Origin of the sequence: Rhizobium sp. AN68 (assembly GCF_030758035.1) — a bacterium.
Lineage (GTDB): Bacteria > Pseudomonadota > Alphaproteobacteria > Rhizobiales > Rhizobiaceae > Agrobacterium > Agrobacterium tumefaciens.
The window spans coordinates 1,376,011-1,392,381 of the sequence record NZ_JARWMI010000003.1 but is presented as its reverse complement, the minus strand read 5'-3'; the positions used below and the strand labels follow the sequence as shown (position 1 = coordinate 1,392,381).

The window sequence follows — 16,371 nt, the reverse complement described above, 5'->3', positions numbered from 1 at the left end:
TATTGTTCTGCAAAGCGTGGCGAAATGACATGAACGATACTGGTAATTCAGGCAGGGACGAAGCGAAGGCGACAACGGGCGAGCGCCCGACCTTGAAGACCATCGCCTACATGACGGGTCTTGGCATCACCACCGTGTCACGCGCGCTGAAGGATGCGCCTGACATCGGCGCGGAAACCAAGGAGCGCGTGCGGCTGATTGCCCAGCAGATCGGTTACCAGCCGAACCGAGCTGGTGTGCGCCTTCGCACCGGCAAGACCAATGTGATCGCGCTGGTGCTGAGCGTCGACGAGGAATTGATGGGCTTCACCAGCCAGATGGTATTCGGCATCACCGAGGTTCTTGCGACGACGCAATATCACCTCGTCGTTACCCCTCACACCCACGCCAAGGATTCCATGGTGCCGATCCGCTACATTCTCGAAACCGGTTCGGCGGACGGGGTGATCATCTCCAAAATCGAGCCGAACGATCCGCGCGTCCGTTTCATGACGGAGCGCAAAATGCCCTTCGTTACCCATGGGCGGTCCGACATGGGCATTGAGCACGCCTATCACGATTTCGATAACGAGGCTTATGCCTATGAGGCCGTGGAGCGGCTGGCGCAATGGGGGCGAAAGAGGATCGCCATCATCGTGCCGCCATCGCGGTTTGCGTTCCACGACCACGCCCGCAAGGGGTTCACCCGCGGTATCAGGGATTTCGGCGTTTCCGAATTCCCGTTGGATGCCATCACCATCGAGACGCCGCTCGACAAGATCCGCGATTTCGGCAAGCGCCTGATGCAATCAGACGATCGCCCTGACGGCATTGTCTCCATCAGCGGCAGCAGCACGATTGCGCTTGTGGCGGGGTTTGAGGCAGCCGGTGTCAGGATCGGCAAGGATATCGATATCGTGTCGAAACAGTCCGCCGAATTCCTGAACTGGATCCAGCCGCAAATCCACACAGTCAACGAGGACATCAAGCTTGCGGGCAGGGAGCTTGCCAAGGCTCTGCTGGCACGCATCAACGGTGCGCCGCCAGAAACGCTGCAAAGCGTCAGCCGCCCGGTCTGGTCCTCAATGGCGCCGAAGCCTTGATAGAAGGAACGCCTGTCCGGATCAGGACAGGCAATCCTTCAGCGAGCCGGCGATGCCGCGCATCATCTTGAAGTATAGATCGGGACCCGGTTCAAGCGTGGCCGCTTCGGGATCGAGCGTCGCAGACTTTGCCGCCGTGCCTTCGGTTATGACGGAGATCAGTTTCGGCTCGAATTGCGGTTCGGCAAAAACGCAGGTCGCGCCAAGTTGGCGAACCTTTTCCTGCATCTCCCTGACGCGATCGGCACCGGGCAGGGTTTCGGGGCTGACGGTGATCGATCCCGCCGTTTTTACGCCGTAGCGATGCTCGAAATATTGATAGGCATCGTGGAAGACGATGAAGGGCTTGTCCTTCACAGGCTTGACCGTTTCCGCAATTTCGCTGTCGAGCGCATCGAGATCGTCGATCAGTTTTTTCGTATTGGCCTGATAGGTTTCCGCGTTGCCGGCATCGGCGGCAATCAGCGCGGTTTCTATCGTCTGGGCCATGGCCTTGGCGTTGGCCGGATCGAGCCACAGATGAGTGTCGTACGCGCCGTGTTCATGGTCGCCGTCATCGTGCGCATGATTATGAGCATGAGCGTCTTCGCTGTCCGAATGGCCGGCATGTTCTCCATGGGCCTCTTCGCCATCGTCATGCGCCTCGAAAGGGCCGCCTTCGCGGAAGGGAAGCTTTTCCAGCCCCTTGGCGTCTTCCAGTTCGACCACTGTTGCCTTGCTGGTCAACGCCTCCAGCGGCTTTTGCAGAAATGCCTCCAGTCCAGGCCCGACCCAGAAGACCAGATCGGCCTTTTCCAGCGTGCGGGCATTGGAAGGCCGCAGATTATAGGTATGCGGTGAGGCTGCGCCGTCGACAATGAGTTGCGGTTCGCCCACGCCACGCATGATTGCCGCGACGAGGGAATGGACAGGCTTGATCGAGACCACGACATTTGGGGCGGCGGTGGCGCCGGAGGCGGCCGCCGCTATTGCTACCGATGCCATGAGCGGGATCACGAACGATCTCATGAAATGCACTCCACTTGAAGAAGTATAGTTATGTTATTACATTTATTGCGTAACTCTATAACGTATGCGATAGCGGTAAGCAACATCGCCGATCGGACAATCCCATGCTTCATTCCGCCCATGCGGGCAAAGAGATACTGGTGTCACTTTCCAATGCCGGCGTGCAGCGCAACGGTCGCTGGCTCGTGCGCGGCGTGGATTTTTCCGTCAGCAAGGGTGAGATCGTCACGTTGATCGGGCCGAACGGTTCAGGCAAATCAACCAGCGCGAAAATGGCGATCGGTGTCTTGAAGCCGAGCGAAGGCGCGGTATCGCGCATTGCCGGTCTGAGGGTCGGATATGTGCCGCAGAAGCTTTCGGTCGACTGGACTATGCCGCTTTCTGTGCGCCGGTTGATGACGCTGACCGGGCCGCTTCCCGCGCGCGAAATCGACGCCGCGCTGAACGCCACGGGTATCGCGCATCTGGCAAACGCGGAGGTGCAGCATCTTTCTGGCGGAGAGTTCCAGCGGGCGCTTCTTGCCCGCGCCATTGCGCGCAAGCCCGATCTGCTGGTTCTCGACGAGCCCGTGCAGGGCGTTGATTTCTCCGGGGAGATCGCGCTTTATGATTTGATAAAAAATATCAGGAATTCAAACAATTGCGGAATTCTGTTAATCTCGCATGACCTGCATGTGGTCATGGCTGAAACCGATACCGTAATATGCCTGAACGGTCATGTCTGCTGCCGGGGAACGCCGCAGGCGGTGAGCCAGAGCCCGGAATATATGCGACTTTTCGGTGGGTCGGCCGCCAAGGCGCTTGCCGTTTACAGCCACCATCACGACCACACCCATCTGCCCGATGGCCGGGTGCAGCACGCGGATGGTTCGGTGACCGAACATTGCCACCCCGATGATGGCCATCATCATGCGCATGAGCAGCATCACGACCATCATCATGACCATGGGGATTGCGGCTGCGGCCACGAGCATGACGGACATGCCACTTCAAGCCACCAGCAGGGAGAGCGGCATGTTTGACGATTTCTTCGTTCGCGCCATGATCGCCGGCATCGGTGTTGCGCTCACCGCCGGTCCCCTTGGCTGCTTCGTTGTGTGGCGGCGCATGGCCTATTTCGGCGATACGATGGCCCATTCGGCACTGCTTGGCGTTGCGCTGTCGCTGCTGTTGCAGATCAACCTCATCGTCAGCGTCTTTCTTGTAGCCTCGGCGGTTTCGATCCTGCTGATTTTTCTGCAACGGCGGCAGGCGCTTTCCGCCGATGCGCTCCTCGGCATACTCTCTCATTCGGCGCTGGCGATCGGCCTCGTCATTGTTGCCTTCATGAGCTGGGTGCGCATCGACCTCGTCTCCTTCCTGTTCGGGGATATTCTGGCCGTTACCCGCAGCGATATCGCGCTGATCTGGGGCGGCGGGCTGGTGGTGCTGGTTTCCATGGTGTTCCTGTGGCGATCTCTGCTGGCCTCCACAATCAATACCGAGTTGGCCGAGGCCGAGGGGTTGAACCCTGAACGCGCCAAGCTCATCTTCACGCTGTTGATGGCGCTGGTGATTGCCATCGCCATGAAGGTTGTCGGCATCATGTTGATCACATCGCTGCTCATCATACCGGCGGCGACAGCCAGACGTTTTTCTTCCACGCCTGAGGTGATGGCTGTGGTCGCGTCTCTGATCGGAGCGGTTGCCGTCGTTGGCGGCCTGTTCGGATCGCTGAGTTACGACACGCCATCAGGACCGTCCATCGTGGTTGCCGCCGTGATCCTGTTCGTTATAAGCCTGTTGCCGGCACCGGGTTTTTCCCGCTCCGCAGATGAAGGAGGCAAGTCATGAATGCGCAGAACCTTACCAAAAACCAGTCGCTGGTCATGAATGCCCTGTCGAATGCGAATGCGCCGCTCAGCGCCTATGTGATCCTCGACAAGCTGCGCGATGATGGTTTTCGCGCGCCGCTGCAGGTCTACCGGGCGTTGGAAAAGCTGGTGGAATATGGTCTCGTGCACCGGCTTGAAAGCCTCAACGCCTTTGTTGCCTGCACCCACACGCAGGCAGAATGCTGCTCGCATCATCATGGCACCGTCGCCTTTGCCATTTGCGAATCCTGCGGCCAGGTGAACGAGTTCCACGATCACGAGATCGACCATCGCCTCGAGCGCTGGGTCAAGGACAGCAAGTTCAAGGCGGAAAAGACCACTATCGAAATTCGTGGTCTGTGTGCCGCCTGCGCGGGGTAACACCGTTTGGCGACAGCGGGCGTTCTTGCCCGCCATCCGTCATTTTTCGATGACTTCCAGATCCTTCGAAAAACGTTTCCAGTTTTCGATGTAATTTTCCGCCGAGCGGCGGATGCTGGCGGCGGCCTCGTCATCCAGCGTTCGGACGGCACGCGCCGGCGATCCGACGATTAGGGAATTGTCGGGAAACTCCTTGCCCTCCGTCACCAGCGCATTGGCGCCGACCAGGCAGTTGCGGCCGATCTTTGCGCCGTTCAGGATCGTTGCGCCCATGCCGACGAGCGAATTGTCGCCGATGGTGCAGCCGTGGATGATGGCGTGGTGGCCGATAGTGCACATTTCGCCGATCGTGGCGGCAAAACCGAGATCGCTGTGAACCATCACGCCGTCCTGAATATTGGTGCCGCGACCGATGCTGATTGGATCATTATCGCCGCGCAGCGTCGCGCCGAACCAGATGCCGACATCCTCGGCAAGTATCACCGAGCCAATGACATTCGCATCGGGTGCGACCCAGTAGCGATCCGTGGCGGGGGTCTGAGGCACCCGATCTGCGAGGCGATAAAGCGGCATGGCGGTTCTCTCCCTTTGGATTATGCGCCGATAGCGATCAGGCGACCGTTACGGACAGAGTGCCGACACCGTCTACACCACACTCGATCCGATCGCCGCGCACAATGGGGCCGACGCCTGCAGGCGTGCCGGTCATGATGACATCGCCAGCGGCAAGCGTGAACAGCTTGGAAAGCTCGGCAATCACTTCCGGCACTTTCCAGATCATCTGCGCAAGATCGCCTGTCTGCTTGCGCTCACCATTGACATCGAGCCAGATCGCACCGGTCGACGGATGGCCGATCTTGTCTGCGGGAACGATGGCGGAGACCGGCGCGGAATATTCGAACGCTTTTGCGCCCTCCCACGAGCGTCCCATCTTCTTCAAACCATCCTGAAGGTCGCGGCGTGTCATATCGATGCCAACCGCGTAACCCCAGACGTGGCCTAGCGCATCGCTTGCCAGAATATCCGCACCGCCGCTTTTCAACACCACGACGCATTCGACTTCGTAATGCACGTTCGACGACAGCGAAGGGTAGGGGAAATCCTGACCCGCAGGCAGAAGGTTGTCCGGATTTTTCTGGAAATAAAACGGCGGTTCCCTTGAAGGATCGTGGCCCATCTCGATGGCGTGATCGGCATAATTGCGGCCGACACAATAGACCCGCCGCACGGGGAACATCTCGTTTGTGCCCTCTACAGGCAGAAGAACGGGTTCTGGAACTGGAATGACGGTGGCGGCCATGGGATTTCCTGTCGTCTTTTTTAGAACTGCAAGTCTTGTCCCGCGATTCCTGGGCGATTTCCAGTTCAAAATGACCGCAGCCGTAAAGAGGTAGTTCCGGTACAGACAAGCGCTTGCAAACGGCGAAAAAATCTTTGCCTTGGCCCACGATGATCGAATTTGCTCAGTGAAAATAGCAGCTCTTACAGGTCTCTCGATCTGGCGGTTACGAGGTGTGAAATTTAGGCTCGCGTCGAGGCTGCAGTAAGGTGGGCTCAAGATGAGACTTGAAGGAGGGGTAGGGCTCGCGTTTTAAGTGTTCAAAAAAGTAAGGTCTCCCAAATTGGGGAGACCTTCGCAAACGCGAGTTACGCAGCTTTCTTGGCGGCGGACGTCTTATTGATGGCCGTCACCGCAAGGTTAGTCAGCTTGTTGTTGGTTGCTTTCTCCTGGTCAAGGATTTCGCTCAGAATTTTGTGGGCTTCATCGTGGCCGAGATCCTTCGCCCATTCGCGGAGCGAACCGTAGCGAGCGATCTCGTAGTGCTCGACTGCCTGGCAGGCCGCCAAGAGGCCAGCGTCGAGCGCAGTTCCTTCTGCCTCCTCCATGAGACCTTCGGCCTCCTTGATCAAGCCCTCAATGGCGTCGCACTTTTCCCCGGAGGCTTTCTTGCCAATGGATTTAAAGACCTGGTCAAGCTTCTTGATCTGATCCCTGGTCTCTGCAAGGTGATCCTCGGCGGCCTTCTTTAGTTCGGCACTTTTGGCTGCCTTCGCGACTTTGGGCAACGCTTTCGTTATAGCGTTCTCCGCGTAGTAGACGTCCTGCAATGTGTGCTCGAAAATGTCCGCAAGTGTTTTCATGGGATTCCTCCGGTTTGTTGATTACCATTTAGACAACGCGCAGTTGCGGGCTTAGTTCCCTTCCCGTCACCACCTGGTAGCCGAAACACAAAGACAATCACATATTCGCGCCCGACCTCCTTGTTAGACGAATTCCCGGCTGGCCGACCGAACTTAATCTTCTTTTGCGGCAGGAGCAGGTGGGTACCGCCAGCGACCAGACGATCGTTCAGAGGCCGAGTTCTCCGCCCTGATATATGTGCGAGTTTGCAAGACGATCGCTCGGAAAACTCAATCGTTGATCATTGCTTGCCGGTAGCGTACCCCGTCAGAAAAGCCAGCGGCAAAAAAGACCCGAGACCTTCTCGAAATGGGGCAATGGCCAGTTTCTCTACTCAACCTCTATCTTCAATTTGTGAATCGCAAGTCCAAGTGGACGCGTATCCTCACTTGATGGCTTCAGGGAATGTGGAGATGTAAAAAACTCGGGTCTAAATTCGAAGAAAATTGTCGGGGGAGATTCATCATTCTGGTCCCTTCGCAGCAAGTGTAAAGGAATGATCAATTCCCGATCGCCACGTTTATTTTTGGATGTAAATTTCCACTCGGCAACATTGGTACCATCGACCAGAACGGCAACAGTCTGCTCTATCTGTCTGCCAAGTAATAGAGCATCGACATCAAATATTAGTCTAATGGCCGTTTCCGGTACGAATGGAATTATCAAGGACATCGTATGGCGTTCGCCCAGGCCCCAGACGCCCCAGTCTTCAACTTCCGCCCATCCGTCTTTCAAATAAGTTTTTAAAACTCGGGGGGAACCCAGGCTCCTACCGACAAATCATGAAGTCGCTTTATTCGCCAATTGTTGAATTTATCGGAAGATGCCCGTGCCTTTCGCACTATCGCACTGCCGCCGCTGTCCGCTAATGGTATCAAGCATTCAGGCTTGTCTGAAAAGAACTCGTCAGCTGCGTTCTCGGCGCCATCCCAGTGCAAGCTCGAATAATCATGGACAACGATAAACCCACCTTCGACCATTCTTGGGTAGAAATAGTTCAGCGCACTCATCATCGGATTGTAAAGGTCGCAATCAAGATGAACGACGGAAAACGTTAGGTTGTCCGGAATTTGCGTAGCCGACTCTGGAAAATACCCTTTTACGTAGACGACATTGTCCTCGCCTACAAATTCCCGCACCTTTTCAAGACTGGTATCGGAAAACTGCAAGGGGATCGATGAATCAATGCCCTGGATATCTTTCGGATCGAAGCCTTCGAAGGTATCAAACAGATACGCCGTACGCCCCAGCGCCCTTGCGAAATTCGCCAATATATAAGATGTGTTTCCCTTATATACTCCAAGTTCAGCGATATCACCCGATATATTTTCTTTTTTAATTTGATCATATATGAGGCAAAACGTGAAGAAGCGGTTCATGTCACGTTTATGATGCTCTTCATTGTGAGTAAAGCCGCTCGACAATGCTTTGGGATCGAGCTGATCCTCTATCTTTTTGTACCTGTGAAGATTTACGGAATAGCGATGTGGAACAGTTGAGTAAAAATCAGTCGGCCATGATTTTTCAAGCTCCGCCTCACGAGAACTTTGAAACAAACTTTTCAAAAATTTCGAACCAAAACTCATCCGCGCCCCACAAAAATTAATATTACGTCGATCAGAGAATACTGGTCAGGCGATTATATAATTTCTCATTTCGGAACCGAACTTCGGTCCGACTCTATGAGCCCGAAAAGTAATCTGCATTAAGAATTGGACGACGCCCGCGCTGCTTGGCGTATTTATACGTGTTTAGTGCCGTCTACGACCACTAATGCGCGACCTTGGGAATTGTTCCCAGAACGAGCTGAGGCTCGTCACGAGCGGCAGCATCGCCCACAATTTTTGACCTAGCGGTCGCTCGCATCGGATAGCGATAAGCGATCCGAATTCAACCGTTCAAGCCCACCAGCCTCATCGATTTCGCTCTAGAGAAACCGTGTATTCTTCAGCGTTAGGGTTGTGGTCGAATTTCTTCGCCTTGTTAAAAACTACACGCTCGCCTTTTTTTCAAAGGATCTGCGCGGTATAATCAATCGAGACGTCTATTATCTTCTCGCCGTGATAGTGACCGACAATCATGAACATTGGTGCTGCTCAATGAAAAACTATCACAGAATTTTACCCTAGTAAGCGAGCGTAAATAGTTGAATTTCTATAAAAAAGCGGTGACATCAGGGTCTCGCATCTTTGCCGTGGCCCCGATGATCGACTGGACCGATACGAGGTGCAGATTTCTGCACCGGCAATTGTCGAAGCGTGCGCTGCTTTATACGGAAATGATCGTTGCCGACGCCATCATCCATGGCCAGCGCGACAGGTTGCTCAACTATCACACTCAGGAACATCCAGTTGCATTGCAACTCGGTGGGTCGGATCCGGTAAAGCTTTCGGAGGCGGTGCGGATCGCCAGCGATTATGGCTATGACGAGATCAACCTCAATGTCGGCTGTCCTTCGGACCGGGTGCAATCCGGCACTTTCGGCGCATGTCTGATGCGCGAACCCGAGATTGTCGCGCAATGCGTGACGGCGATGAAGGCCGTTGCGAAGGTGCCGGTCACGGTCAAATGCCGCATTGGCGTGGACGATCAGGAGCCGGAAGCCGTGCTGCCGGATTTTCTTTCGCGGGTTGTGGCGGCGGGCGCGGATGCGGTCTGGATCCATGCGCGCAAGGCTTGGCTGCAAGGGCTTTCGCCGAAGGAAAACCGTGAGGTGCCGCCGCTCGATTATGATCTCGTCTATCGCATGAAGCGGGAAAATCCTGACATCTTCATCGGCATCAACGGCGGTATCTCCGATCTCGATCAGGCAAGCCTCCATCTGCAGCATATGGACGGCGTGATGCTGGGCCGTGCGGCCTATCACAATACGTCCATCCTTGCCGATGTCGACCATCGCATTTATGGCGAAGAGGCCCGGCAAGCTGACTGGATGGGGCTGCGTGATGCGATGATGGCCTACGCCGCCGACTATATCGCCGCCGGCGGGCGCCTCAATCACGTCACCCGCCACATGGTCGGCCTGTTTCAGGGCATGCCCGGCGCGCGCCGTTTCCGGCAAATCCTTTCCAGCGACGCCACACGACCGGGAGCTGGAACCGAGGTGATCGAGGCGGCGTTCGCGGCAGTCGATTTCAACCCGGCGAAAGAAATGGCTGGCTGAGCCAGTCAGACCAATTTCTGCAATACCTGTGCGCCGTTTGGTGCATTGACCTTGCCGCCGGTGATGAAGAAAGCGAAGACATCGCGAGGGGTCTTCTCGACTTTTCTATCGGGAGCGATCAGCGGCAGGTCATCCGGAACACCGCCCGCCGCATAGGTCTTGACCCGTTTTGCCCAATGGTCGATCTCGGCCTTCGGATAACAGGTCTCGATATCGTCTTCGCCCTTTTGCAGGCGGCAATAGACGAAATCGGCCGTTACGTCAGCCAGCATCGGATAATCGTGATGGTCGGCGCAGACGACCGCGACCTTGTGTTTGGCGAGAAGATCGATGAATTCCGGCACCTGAAATGTCGGGTTTCGCACTTCCACCACGTGGCGAAGGCTAATGCCGTCCTGTTTTTCGGGCAGCAATGCCAGAAACGCGCCAAAATCCTCGGCGTCGAATTTTTTCGTCGGCGCGAATTGCCACAGGATGGGACCGAGATGGTGGCCGAGTTCTGTCAGTCCCTGCGTCAGGAACTTCGTCATGGATTCACCCGCCTCGGCCAGGACCTTGCGGTTGGTGACGAAGCGGCTTGCCTTCAGGGAGAAAACGAAATCCTCAGGCACGTCCGCCGCCCATTTGGCGAAGGTCTCGGGTTTCTGGCTGCTATAATAGGTGCCGTTCACCTCGATCGCCGTCAATTGCCGGCTGGCATGTTCCAGCTGGCGTTTCTTCGGCAGTTTTTCCGGATAAAACGTGCCTTCCCACGGCTCGAAAGTCCAGCCGCCGATACCGGTGCGGATCGTGCCTGATGTCGACATATACTGTTCCTCCTCGGGCTATCGGCCTTACGTACCCTTGCTGCGAAAGGTGCGGATTACTCCGCAGCCTCGCGTTTTCCGGCTGGCCGGCGTTCTAGAAGTTCCTTCAGGAAATGGCCGGTATAGGAGCGCTCGTTCTTGACGATGTCTTCCGGCGTTCCGGTTGCCACCACTTCGCCGCCGCCCGTGCCGCCTTCGGGGCCAATATCGATGATCCAGTCGGCCGTCTTGATGACTTCGAGATTGTGCTCGATTACCACGACGGAATTGCCCTGATCCACCAGCGCCTGCAGCATTTCCAAAAGCTTGTTGACGTCGTGGAAATGGAGACCCGTCGTCGGTTCATCGAGGATGTAGAGCGTGCGACCGGTGGAGCGTTTTGACAGTTCCTTGGCGAGCTTGACGCGCTGCGCCTCGCCGCCGGAGAGCGTATTGGCCTGCTGGCCGACCTTGATGTAACCAAGGCCGACATCGAACAGCGCTTGCAGCTTGTCACGCACGGCCGGAACGGCGGCGAAGAATTCAACGCCTTCTTCCACCGTCATATCAAGCACGTCGGCAATGGACTTGCCCTTGAAGGTCACATCCAGCGTCTCGCGATTGTAACGCTTGCCGTGGCAGACGTCGCAGGTGACATAGACATCAGGCAGGAAGTGCATCTCGATCTTGATGACGCCGTCGCCCTGGCAGGCTTCGCAGCGGCCACCCTTGACGTTGAAGGAGAAACGGCCAGGTGCATAACCTCGCGCCTTCGCCTCCGGCAGACCGGCGAACCAGTCACGGATAGGCGTAAATGCGCCGGTGTAGGTGGCGGGGTTTGATCGTGGCGTGCGGCCGATTGGCGACTGGTCGATATCGATCACCTTGTCGATGAATTCGAAACCATCGATGCGGTCATGCTCGGCCGGAATTTCGCGCGCGCCCATCACCCGGCGTGCTGCCGACTTATAGAGCGTCTCGATCAGGAAGGTGGATTTGCCACCACCCGACACGCCGGTAACGGCGGTGAACACGCCAAGGGGAACGGCCGCAGTCACATTCTTCAGGTTGTTGCCGCGTGCGCCAAAAACCTTGATTTCGCGGCCCTTCTTCGGCTTGCGGCGTTCTGCCGGCACGGCGACGCCAAGTTCGCCGGATAGATATTTGCCGGTCAGCGATTTCGGATTGGCCATGACCTCCTGCGGCGTGCCTTCGGCGATGACCTGACCGCCGTGAATGCCGGCGGCGGGGCCGATATCGACAACGTAATCCGCCGTCAGAATGGCATCCTCGTCGTGTTCGACCACAATCACCGTATTGCCGATATCACGCAGATGTTTCAGCGTATCGAGCAGGCGGGCATTGTCGCGCTGGTGCAGGCCGATGGAGGGCTCGTCCAGAACATAGAGCACACCCGTGAGGCCGGAACCGATCTGCGAAGCAAGCCGGATGCGCTGGCTTTCTCCGCCGGAAAGCGTTCCGGAATTGCGTGACAGGCTGAGATAATCCAGCCCGACATCGTTGAGGAATCGCAGACGTTCGCGGATTTCCTTGAGAATGCGAACCGCGATCTCGTTCTGTTTGGCGTTCAGATTTTCCGGCAGCGTCTCGAACCAGTCGCGTGCCATACGGATCGACATCTGGGTGACTTCGCCGATGTGCATCCTGTTGATCTTGACGGCGAGCGCTTCCGGCTTCAGGCGATAGCCGGCGCAGGCCGGGCAGGGGGCCGCCGACATATAACGCTCGATTTCCTCGCGCGCCCAGGCGCTGTCAGTCTCTTTCCAGCGACGCTCCAGATTGGGAACGATGCCTTCGAAATTCTTCACCGTCTTGTAGGAGCGCGCACCGTCCTGATAGTTGAACTCGATCTTGTCGTCAGTGCCCTGGAGAATGGCGTGCTGCGCCTCTTTCGAAAGGTCCGTCCATTTGCTCGACAGCTTGAAACCGAAGGCCTTGCCCAGCGCCTCCAGCGTCTGGTTGTAATAGGGGGAAGACGACTTGGCCCAGGGGGCGATCGCGCCATCCCGCAGGGTGCGTGCAGGTTCGGGCACGATCAGGTTTTCGTCCACCTTCTGCTGCGAGCCGAGACCGTCACAGGTGGGGCAGGCGCCGAAGGGATTGTTGAAGGAGAAAAGCCGGGGCTCGATTTCCGGGATGGTGAAGCCGGAGACCGGGCAGGCGAATTTTTCCGAAAACAGCATACGCTCGTGGGTCTCATTGAGCGATTTGTTTGCGGAGCCGCCAGCCGAGGTTTCTTCCGGCGGCAGGGGCTTGTCGGCAAATTCGGCCACTGCCAACCCGTCGGCAAGCTTGAGGCAGGTCTCGAGACTGTCGGCAAGGCGTGCTGCCATATCCGGGCGCACGACGGCGCGGTCCACCACCACATCGATATCGTGTTTGTACTTCTTGTCGAGGACGGGAACGTCAGCGATCTCGTAGAACTGGCCATCCACCTTGACGCGCTGGAAGCCCTTCTTCATCAGCTCGGCGAGTTCCTTTTTATATTCGCCTTTGCGGCCGCGCACGATCGGCGCGAGAATATAAAGGCGCGTGCCTTCCTCGAAGGCAAGGATACGGTCGACCATCTGGCTGACCGTCTGGCTCTCGATCGGCAGGCCCGTCGCCGGCGAGTAAGGCACGCCGACACGCGCAAACAGCAGGCGCATATAGTCGTAGATTTCCGTGACCGTGCCGACCGTGGAGCGCGGGTTCTTCGAGGTGGTTTTCTGCTCGATGGAAATCGCCGGAGAAAGCCCCTCGATGCGGTCTACATCCGGCTTCTGCATCATTTCGAGGAACTGGCGCGCATAGGCCGAGAGGCTCTCGACATAACGGCGCTGGCCCTCAGCATAGATTGTGTCGAAGGCGAGCGACGACTTGCCCGAGCCGGAGAGCCCGGTCATGACGATCAGCTTATTGCGCGGTAGATCCAGATCGATACCCTTGAGGTTATGCTCACGGGCACCACGGATGGAAATCGTCTTCAGTTCACTCATGATAAAGCTCGGACAAAATTAACAGGCCTGATGGCGGCGCGTCCTTATGTAGTGACGCAACCGGACGTGTCGAGGTTTATTCCCTATCGATCGATGGCTTTTCGGCTCACTTGACTCGAATTTCGTGATTTAATAGAACAAAAAAGGAACAAATTGCAAGTGCGAATGTACTCTCTGAGAAAGTCGGGATTATTCGCTGTGGATTGTTCCCCGTTGCGGTGCCCTTTGCGGGCGGCGATGGTTATTGTGTGCGGGATTTTTTGAAATGCAATTGCCGGTCACGATGGCTGGCGGACAGGATGACGAGATGGCTGGTAGCGTAAACAAGGTAATTCTGATTGGGAACGTTGGCGCCGATCCCGAAATTCGCCGGACGCAGGACGGCCGTCCGATTGCCAATCTGCGTATCGCCACGTCGGAGACGTGGCGGGACCGCAACAGCGGCGAGCGCAAGGAAAAGACAGAATGGCACACGGTCGTCGTTTTCAACGAAGGCCTGTGCAAGGTTGTCGAACAATATGTGAAAAAGGGCGCCAAGCTCTATATTGAAGGCCAGCTGCAGACGCGCAAGTGGCAGGACCAGACCGGTAACGACCGTTACTCCACCGAAGTGGTACTGCAGGGCTTCAACTCCACGCTGACGATGCTCGACGGTCGCGGCGAAGGTGGCGGCGGCAGCCGCAGCGGTGGCGACATCGGCGGTGGAGATTATGGCAGCGGCGGCGGTAACTACGGTGGCGGTTACGACCAGCAGCCGGCGGCCCGCGGCGGTGCCTCGCGTGGCGGCAGCCAGCCTTCCGGCGGCTTCTCCAGTGACATGGACGACGATATCCCGTTCTGATCGGGACCGAGATTGACGGGGCGGGCGCCGGTCGAACCGGTTGCCCGCTTCAAGGTCGCGACGACCTATGCCGCGGCTTTGTCCGCCAGCATCGCAACCATGACATCGGACTGCGAAAGAATACCCACCATCTTGCCGTTGGCGTCGATCACCGGCAGGTAATGCAGGCCTTCCTCCGCAAAGCGGATGATTGCTTCCTCGATCGCCGTTTCCGGCCGCACGGTTCTAACAGGCGATGTCATGATATCCTTGACGGTATCGTTAGGTGCGCTTTCGCCTGAGAGGATAAGGCGCAGGCGCTGCAGGAAACCGATGGAAGGGCGGCCGTTTCTCCAGCTAGCCTTTTCAAGAAAATCCGTCTGAGTGACGATGCCGACGATTTCGGCCCTGTCGTTGGTCACGGGCAGAGCCTTGAAATGGCGGTTGCGCATCAGTGAATGGGCGTGGCGCAGGCTATCATCCGGGGCGACGCCGACCACATCGCGCGACATGACGCTGGCGCAATCGAGGTGGAGGGCGCGGCGGCGCCAGGAGCGCAATTCCGTCTTGCGCAAAATCATCTCCAGCACATCGCGATCAATATCGAGAACCTCGTCATATTCCTTCAGCACCTCGTCCAGATCGGCTGAGGAAAAGCCGATTTTCTGTATCGGCGTCGGGTCTGCCGTGCCGTGGCTGGCCTTTCCAAACCTCAGGCCGTGCGGATAGGCGCGGCCGGTGGCATTGTTATAAACGAGCGCGAGGATGAGAAGGATGAGCGAGTTTCCGGCGACCGGCCAGAGAATAAAGCCATAGCCGAGACTATGCACGGCGGGACCGCCGAGAACGGCCGTCAGCGCCACCGCGCCGCTTGGCGGGTGCAGGCAGCGCAGCGCCATCATGGCAGCAATGGCAAGGCTTATGGCAAGCGCGCTGGCAAGGAAAATATCCGGAACGAGTAGAGCCACCGTCACGCCCACGAAAGCCGACACGATGTTACCGCAGAGGATCGACCAGGGCTGCGCAAGGGGGCTGGATGGCACGGCGAATAAAAGCACCGCCGAGGCGCCCATCGGCGCGATCATGGCGGGCAGGGTAGGGTCTAAGCGGAAAGCAAGGCTGCCCAGAAGTCCCGTCAGCGAAATGCCGACGAAGGCGCCCGCCGCAGCGCGCAGCCTTTCCCGGTTACTGACGGGAGCGGCATCCGGGATGAGGCGGCGCAGCGTGGATCGCATGGAAAGAGCTTTCTGGTGCGGAAAAAAGATGCGCGTCTTTTAACCGAGGCAGGAGCCGGATTCAAAGGGCGGATTTTTCGCAAATCCGGCCGGTTGCGGCATTTTGTTGCGAACCGATGGTCGTCAGAATGCGAAGGCCGATTTTATACCGTCCACTACGAACTGCACGGAAAGCGCGGCAAGAAGGACGCCGAGCAGCCTTGTCAGGATCGCGCGGCCGGTATTGCCGAGAAAACGGTCCATGCGTTCCGAGACGATCAGGGTGGCGAAGACGAGGGCCATGGCGAAGGCGAGGATGAGAATAAGCACGACCATTTCGAGCGTCGTCTTCATCGTTCCCGCCAGGAGCACGGTCGCGGAAATGGCGCCAGGCCCGGCGATCAACGGCAAGGCGAGCGGAAAGACCGCCAGATTGTGCAGATGGTCCTTGGTGATGGCAATCTCCGAGGTCTTTTCCTTGCGCTCCTGGCGTTTCTCGAAAATCATCTCGAAGGAAATCCAGAACAGCAGCAGGCCACCGGCGATGCGGAAGGCACCCAGCGAAATGCCGAGAAGGTTGAGGATGGTGAGACCGAACAGGGCGAAGATGGCGAGAATGCCGAAGGCGATGATTGAACCGCGCAGGGCCACCTGGGCGCGCTGGTCGCGCGTCATTCCAACCGTGAGTGCGAGAAATACCGGCGCGAGACCGGGCGGATCGAGCGTGACCAGAAGTGTTGTAAGCGCGTTGATGAGCGTTTCGCTGCTGGCCATTCTTTCCCCACATGTTTTGTTTTTATGCCGGAGCGTACGCAAGTCGTACACGCTTTGAAAGGGAGCGGCGTCGCTTTTGCCAACCTAAATGGCGAAAAGCGGGGTATGTC

General features: G+C 57.3%; 16 protein-coding genes. 6 read left to right on the top strand and 10 right to left on the bottom strand.

Translation table 11 applies throughout. The features are described from left to right. The first annotated feature begins 29 nt into the window (after positions 1-29). Positions 30-1,082: a LacI family transcriptional regulator gene (locus RBH71_RS19860; RefSeq protein ID WP_003515280.1), complete on the top strand. Its 1,053-nt coding sequence runs from the start codon at positions 30-32 to the stop codon at positions 1,080-1,082. A gap of 21 nt (positions 1,083-1,103) precedes the next feature. On the opposite strand, the gene znuA is transcribed toward RBH71_RS19860, so the two are convergent. After that, positions 1,104-2,090 (bottom strand): zinc ABC transporter substrate-binding protein ZnuA, encoded by a 987-nt coding sequence (znuA, locus tag RBH71_RS19855; RefSeq protein ID WP_003515278.1) that lies wholly within the window; start codon positions 2,088-2,090, stop codon positions 1,104-1,106. A gap of 104 nt (positions 2,091-2,194) precedes the next feature. On the opposite strand from znuA, the gene znuC reads away from it, so the two are divergent. Genes znuC through zur form a run of 3 tightly spaced genes read left to right on the top strand, consistent with a single transcriptional unit; the run spans position 2,195 to position 4,324 of the window. After that, a complete protein-coding gene (gene znuC, locus RBH71_RS19850) occupies positions 2,195-3,112 on the top strand; it encodes a zinc ABC transporter ATP-binding protein ZnuC (protein WP_323687462.1) in 918 nt (305 codons plus the stop codon). Further along, the gene (znuB, locus tag RBH71_RS19845; protein ID WP_003515274.1) at positions 3,105-3,923 is read left to right on the top strand and encodes a zinc ABC transporter permease subunit ZnuB; all 819 of its coding nucleotides are present in this window, start codon (positions 3,105-3,107) and stop codon (positions 3,921-3,923) included. Before znuC ends, znuB begins: the two co-directional genes overlap by 8 nt. Beyond that, entirely contained in the window at positions 3,920-4,324 is a 405-nt protein-coding gene (gene zur / locus RBH71_RS19840) for a zinc uptake transcriptional repressor Zur (protein ID WP_003515273.1), read from the top strand. The genes znuB and zur overlap by 4 nt, the downstream gene beginning before the upstream one ends. A gap of 39 nt (positions 4,325-4,363) precedes the next feature. On the opposite strand, the gene RBH71_RS19835 is transcribed toward zur, so the two are convergent. The 5 genes from RBH71_RS19835 to RBH71_RS19815 form a co-directional block, all read right to left on the bottom strand. Continuing rightward, positions 4,364-4,897 (bottom strand): gamma carbonic anhydrase family protein, encoded by a 534-nt coding sequence (locus RBH71_RS19835; protein WP_003515272.1) that lies wholly within the window; start codon positions 4,895-4,897, stop codon positions 4,364-4,366. 37 nt (positions 4,898-4,934) lie between these two features. Then, the gene (locus RBH71_RS19830; RefSeq protein ID WP_003515271.1) at positions 4,935-5,624 is read right to left on the bottom strand and encodes a fumarylacetoacetate hydrolase family protein; all 690 of its coding nucleotides are present in this window, start codon (positions 5,622-5,624) and stop codon (positions 4,935-4,937) included. Positions 5,625-5,971: 347 nt separating this feature from the next. Beyond that, on the bottom strand, positions 5,972-6,466 hold the full coding sequence (locus RBH71_RS19825; protein WP_003515270.1) for a ferritin-like domain-containing protein: 495 nt from the start codon (positions 6,464-6,466) through the stop codon (positions 5,972-5,974). A gap of 370 nt (positions 6,467-6,836) precedes the next feature. Further along, positions 6,837-7,241 (bottom strand): hypothetical protein, encoded by a 405-nt coding sequence (locus tag RBH71_RS19820; RefSeq protein ID WP_323687461.1) that lies wholly within the window; start codon positions 7,239-7,241, stop codon positions 6,837-6,839. 8 nt (positions 7,242-7,249) lie between these two features. Further along, the gene (locus tag RBH71_RS19815; protein WP_323687460.1) at positions 7,250-8,092 is read right to left on the bottom strand and encodes a TylF/MycF/NovP-related O-methyltransferase; all 843 of its coding nucleotides are present in this window, start codon (positions 8,090-8,092) and stop codon (positions 7,250-7,252) included. A 560-nt stretch (positions 8,093-8,652) separates the two neighbouring features. On the opposite strand from RBH71_RS19815, the gene dusA reads away from it, so the two are divergent. Beyond that, complete coding sequence (dusA, locus tag RBH71_RS19810) at positions 8,653-9,669, top strand: tRNA dihydrouridine(20/20a) synthase DusA (protein WP_111827992.1); 1,017 nt, start codon at positions 8,653-8,655, stop codon at positions 9,667-9,669. Between the two features lie 5 nt (positions 9,670-9,674). On the opposite strand, the gene RBH71_RS19805 is transcribed toward dusA, so the two are convergent. Further along, complete coding sequence (locus RBH71_RS19805) at positions 9,675-10,475, bottom strand: DUF72 domain-containing protein (protein ID WP_003515264.1); 801 nt, start codon at positions 10,473-10,475, stop codon at positions 9,675-9,677. Between the two features lie 56 nt (positions 10,476-10,531). Then, on the bottom strand, positions 10,532-13,453 hold the full coding sequence (gene uvrA, locus RBH71_RS19800) for an excinuclease ABC subunit UvrA (protein ID WP_003515263.1): 2,922 nt from the start codon (positions 13,451-13,453) through the stop codon (positions 10,532-10,534). A 265-nt stretch (positions 13,454-13,718) separates the two neighbouring features. Here uvrA and RBH71_RS19795 point away from each other — a divergent pair, with 265 nt between their 5' ends. After that, positions 13,719-14,294, top strand: coding sequence for a single-stranded DNA-binding protein (locus RBH71_RS19795; RefSeq protein WP_003515262.1), 576 nt, complete (start codon positions 13,719-13,721; stop codon positions 14,292-14,294). A gap of 65 nt (positions 14,295-14,359) precedes the next feature. Here RBH71_RS19795 and RBH71_RS19790 read toward each other — a convergent pair whose 3' ends face one another. Both RBH71_RS19790 and RBH71_RS19785 read right to left on the bottom strand, forming a co-directional pair. Next, complete coding sequence (locus RBH71_RS19790; protein ID WP_003515261.1) at positions 14,360-15,508, bottom strand: HPP family protein; 1,149 nt, start codon at positions 15,506-15,508, stop codon at positions 14,360-14,362. 123 nt (positions 15,509-15,631) lie between these two features. Beyond that, entirely contained in the window at positions 15,632-16,261 is a 630-nt protein-coding gene (locus RBH71_RS19785; RefSeq protein WP_323687459.1) for a MarC family protein, read from the bottom strand. Positions 16,262-16,371 lie beyond the last annotated feature (110 nt).

Bases quoted from the DNA above. Each gene is read 5' to 3' on its own strand.
- RBH71_RS19860 (WP_003515280.1), top strand. From the start codon at position 30: ATGAACGATACTGGTAATTCAGGCAGGGACGAAGCGAAGGCGACAACG.
- znuA (WP_003515278.1), bottom strand. From the start codon at position 2,090: ATGAGATCGTTCGTGATCCCGCTCATGGCATCGGTAGCAATAGCGGCG.
- znuC (WP_323687462.1), top strand. From the start codon at position 2,195: ATGCTTCATTCCGCCCATGCGGGCAAAGAGATACTGGTGTCACTTTCC.
- znuB (WP_003515274.1), top strand. From the start codon at position 3,105: ATGTTTGACGATTTCTTCGTTCGCGCCATGATCGCCGGCATCGGTGTT.
- zur (WP_003515273.1), top strand. From the start codon at position 3,920: ATGAATGCGCAGAACCTTACCAAAAACCAGTCGCTGGTCATGAATGCC.
- RBH71_RS19835 (WP_003515272.1), bottom strand. From the start codon at position 4,897: ATGCCGCTTTATCGCCTCGCAGATCGGGTGCCTCAGACCCCCGCCACG.
- RBH71_RS19830 (WP_003515271.1), bottom strand. From the start codon at position 5,624: ATGGCCGCCACCGTCATTCCAGTTCCAGAACCCGTTCTTCTGCCTGTA.
- RBH71_RS19825 (WP_003515270.1), bottom strand. From the start codon at position 6,466: ATGAAAACACTTGCGGACATTTTCGAGCACACATTGCAGGACGTCTAC.
- RBH71_RS19815 (WP_323687460.1), bottom strand. From the start codon at position 8,092: ATGAGTTTTGGTTCGAAATTTTTGAAAAGTTTGTTTCAAAGTTCTCGT.
- RBH71_RS19805 (WP_003515264.1), bottom strand. From the start codon at position 10,475: ATGTCGACATCAGGCACGATCCGCACCGGTATCGGCGGCTGGACTTTC.
- uvrA (WP_003515263.1), bottom strand. From the start codon at position 13,453: ATGAGTGAACTGAAGACGATTTCCATCCGTGGTGCCCGTGAGCATAAC.
- RBH71_RS19795 (WP_003515262.1), top strand. From the start codon at position 13,719: ATGCAATTGCCGGTCACGATGGCTGGCGGACAGGATGACGAGATGGCT.
- RBH71_RS19790 (WP_003515261.1), bottom strand. From the start codon at position 15,508: ATGCGATCCACGCTGCGCCGCCTCATCCCGGATGCCGCTCCCGTCAGT.
- RBH71_RS19785 (WP_323687459.1), bottom strand. From the start codon at position 16,261: ATGGCCAGCAGCGAAACGCTCATCAACGCGCTTACAACACTTCTGGTC.